We start from the raw sequence: 3,564 nt of genomic DNA on the forward strand, positions 1-3,564 counted from the left end.
CACGGTGGACACGCCCGCGGCGCAGGCCGTGCGGACACCGTGGGCGACGACGCGGGGGTGATGGCCCTCGTAGGCATGGACCCGGCCGAGAAACAGCAGGAGATGACGGCCACCGAGGAAGATCGAGCGCACCGTCCCGGCGTGACCGGGGGCGCTTGACGGCGGGAAGCCGCCGAGCTCGGTGACGGCCACCTCACCCGTCACGGTTCCGGCCGCGGCCAGCACGTCCGCGGCGGGCAGCCATCCGGTGCCGAGCACGATGGCGATGTCGTGACCTCCGACACCGGTGATCTCGGCCAGGCAGGCCGCGGAGGCCGTCGCGTCCGGGGCAGCCGTCGTGTCCGGGACAATGGTGTGCCGCATGCAGTGACTTTAGGCGCCTGGGGCCTCCGAGCGCGCAGAAAGATCCATGATCGCGCGCTCTTTGGCCGGCTGGTGCGGCCCGGCAGAAGTTCTGTGGGGCTACACCAAGAGCGTCAACGTCCCGGGGGGCCCGCGGCGGCGCGAAAATCATGGTCCGGCCGTCCCTGGGCGGTTGGTCCGAGCGAGTCCTGGGGCCAGTCCCACGCCACCCCGTAGTGAAGCCTGCGGGAAAGCTCGACGAAGTCCTTGCGGACGTATCCGAGGCTGCTCGGCTCAAGCCAGTGGTCCTCGTTGTCCGGATGCAGGCGCGTCTCCGGGCCGAGCACCCCGTTGAAATACCACACGCGCACCGGCGGTGCTGTCGGGTCGAACTGGAGCTGAAATATGTACCGGCTGTTCTGCTGTGCTTTCGGCGAGTAGTTCAGGACCGGTGTCATCTCGCGGTCGGTGTGTATCAGCAGCCGGTATGCGAAGGAAATACGGTGGCCGGGCTGAAGCGTTGTGGAAAATCCGAGTTCGGTCATCTCGTACCCGTTCGGGGTGAATGCGGAACGCCGGACCGCGCAGTTTGCCAGCGGTTCGACGGAGATCACCCCGGGGCGCGGGTCGCTGTGATATCGGGCAGTAGCGACGTAACGGTCGATCCCGTCGTCGAGCGCGACCAGGGAGCGGAATATCAGCACCTCCGCCGGGATCCGGCCGGAAAGCCGCACCAGCAGTTCGGTCCGGTCGAGGAGGAACCGTGGCCGATCGGCGTCGAGGAGGTCCGGCGGACTGTTCCCCGGCAGGTAGTCCTGCCAGCCGGCACGACCGTTCAGCTCCGTCACCCGCTGCCTGAGCAGGAGCGCCGCCTCGACGGTCCCCCGGTAGAACCATTCTCGTACCGTCCGCTCGTGCCGGCCTCGCCGGTGCGCGAGCGTATCGATCCGGGCCGTCAGGGATGGCTCGTCCGGATTCTCGCCGTCGATATTGAAACCGATCTGCGCACCGGTCCGCAGCTTTTCCTGAGTAATTGCATGACAGCACTCGACTATGATCTTCTGTAATGCCGCGGCGCGTTGGTTGTCCGACCATTCCTCAGGTGTTTCCGGCAGCAGTTTCACCAGCGGCGATCTCTCGAGTTTCTCGACGTTCACACCCGATCCGGCCGAGAGTGCGACGAGCTCCGTCCTGATCGTCTCGACGGTCAACTGGGTCATGGTGTCGCCGGTCATGGGCAGCCCCGTTCCCGTCCTGGAGATAACCGACCGGACTCCCGGCGGGCCACGTCGGCCGGGCAGTATGAACCCGCGCGGCCGCGCGTCGGTTCTGCCGGTGGCGTGCGCCGTGGAGCCTTTCCGTCAACGGTAGACGTAACGGCAGTCACGTGTGCGCTTTTCCAACGGAAGCCGACGAGAATAACCGCTTTTGCCTGCTTTGTGGTCGGGTCCGGGCAAGGGCTCCGGCCACTGGCTCGGCTCGGTTCGGGTTGGTGCCGGGATGGACGGTGCTGGCTGGTGGAGCCGGTAGGCCTGCGGGCCGGCGCATGGCGGCACCGGGCACCGACTCGCTTGCCCCCCGCCACCGATCCGCGGCGGCGCCGTACGTGACGGTGAACCCGGCGCGGGAATCGCGCATGAGTAGGCAGGGTTTCCCTACGATCTGGCCATGAGCGAGCGTCTGTCGGAGTCCGGCCAGCCGATCAAGCCAGTTTACAGTGCGTCCGATCTTCCTGAGGGTTCGGCGGAGCGCCTGGGTTCGCCCGGTGAGTACCCGTTCACCCGGGGCGTCTACCCGACCATGTACACCGGCAAGCCGTGGACAATGCGGCAGTACGCCGGTTTCGGCACCGCCAGGGAGTCCAACGAGCGATACCACTCGCTCGTTGCCGCGGGCACCGGAGGGCTTTCGGTCGCGTTCGACCTGCCCACCCAGATGGGCTACGACTCCGACGAACCGATCGCTCACGGCGAGATCGGGAAGGTCGGGGTGGCGATCGACTCGATCGAGGACATGCGGGTGCTCTTCGCCGGTATCCCGCTGGACAAGGTCTCCACGTCGATGACCATCAACGCGCCGGCGTCGGTCCTGCTGCTGCTGTACCAGCTGGTTGCCGAGGAACAGGGCGTCCCCGGCTCGAAGATCACTGGAACCATCCAGAACGACGTTCTCAAGGAATACATCGCCCGCGGTACCTACATCTATCCGCCCGCACCGTCCCTGCGGCTGGTTTCGGACACGTTTGCATACTGTCGCAACGAGATCCCCCGATGGAACACGATCTCGATTTCCGGTTACCACATGGCCGAGGCCGGGGCCACACCCGCGCAGGAGATCGCCTTCACCCTCGCGAACGGCATCGCCTACGTCCGGGCCGCCGTCGAAGCGGGACTCGCCGTGGACGAATTCGCCCCCCGGCTTTCCTTCTTCTTCGTCTCCCGCACGACCCTGCTGGAGGAGGTAGCGAAATTCCGCGCCGCACGCCGGATCTGGGCAGACGTGATGAAGAACACCTTCGGCGCGACGAATCCCAAGTCGATGATGCTGCGCTTCCACACCCAGACCGCGGGCGTGCAGCTCACCGCTCAGCAGCCCGAGGTCAACCTTGTCCGGGTCGCCGTACAGGGCCTCGCCGCGGTGCTGGGAGGCACCCAGAGCCTGCACACGAACTCCTACGACGAGGCCATCGCCTTGCCGACGGTCAAGGCCGCGACGCTGGCACTGCGCACCCAGCAGGTTCTCGCCTACGAGACGGACATCACCGCCACGGTCGATCCGTTCGCCGGTTCCTACGCGGTCGAGGCCCTCACCGACGATGTCGAGCAGGCCGCCCGTGAGCTCATGGAACAGGTCGAGAAGCGCGGGGGAGCCGTCGCCGCGATCGAGCAGGGCTACCAGAAGAGCGAGATCGAGAACTCCGCCTACGCGGTCATGAAGGGAATCGAGGACGGCTCACGCACCGTGGTCGGCGTCAACCGATTCCGCGCTGAGCAGGAGGAGCTCTACGAGCCGCTGCGGGTCGACCCGGCGATCGAAGCCGATCAGTCGGCCCGGCTGGCCACCCTGCGAGCCGACCGCGACAACACCGAGGTGACCCGCCATCTGGACGCGGTGAAGGCAGCCGCGCAGGGAACCGACAACGTCCTCTACCCGCTCAAGGAGGCACTGCGCGCCCGGGCCACGGTCGGCGAGGTCTGCCACGCCCTGCGTGCGGTCTGGGGG

The 3,564-nt window shown here is 66.9% G+C and carries 2 protein-coding genes and 1 pseudogene; 1 reads left to right on the top strand and 2 read right to left on the bottom strand.

The annotated features are described in order from the left end of the window. Nucleotides 1-363 (bottom strand): annotated as a pseudogene (locus tag DD1DGNOD_RS05725) (purine-nucleoside phosphorylase); the annotation flags it as partial. Between the two features lie 113 nt (nt 364-476). Further along, nucleotides 477-1,577 carry a hypothetical protein gene (locus tag DD1DGNOD_RS05730; protein WP_131769609.1) on the bottom strand — a complete coding sequence of 367 codons (1,101 nt, stop codon included), beginning with the start codon at nt 1,575-1,577 and terminating at the stop codon, nt 477-479. 433 nt (nt 1,578-2,010) lie between these two features. On the opposite strand from DD1DGNOD_RS05730, the gene DD1DGNOD_RS05735 reads away from it, so the two are divergent. Further along, nucleotides 2,011-3,564, top strand: a 1,554-nt coding sequence (locus DD1DGNOD_RS05735) for an acyl-CoA mutase large subunit family protein (RefSeq protein WP_131769616.1), incomplete at its 3' end; no start/stop codon positions are given.

Origin of the sequence: Candidatus Protofrankia californiensis, assembly GCF_900634765.1 — a bacterium.
In the GTDB taxonomy this organism is placed as follows: domain Bacteria; phylum Actinomycetota; class Actinomycetes; order Frankiales; family Frankiaceae; genus Protofrankia; species Protofrankia californiensis.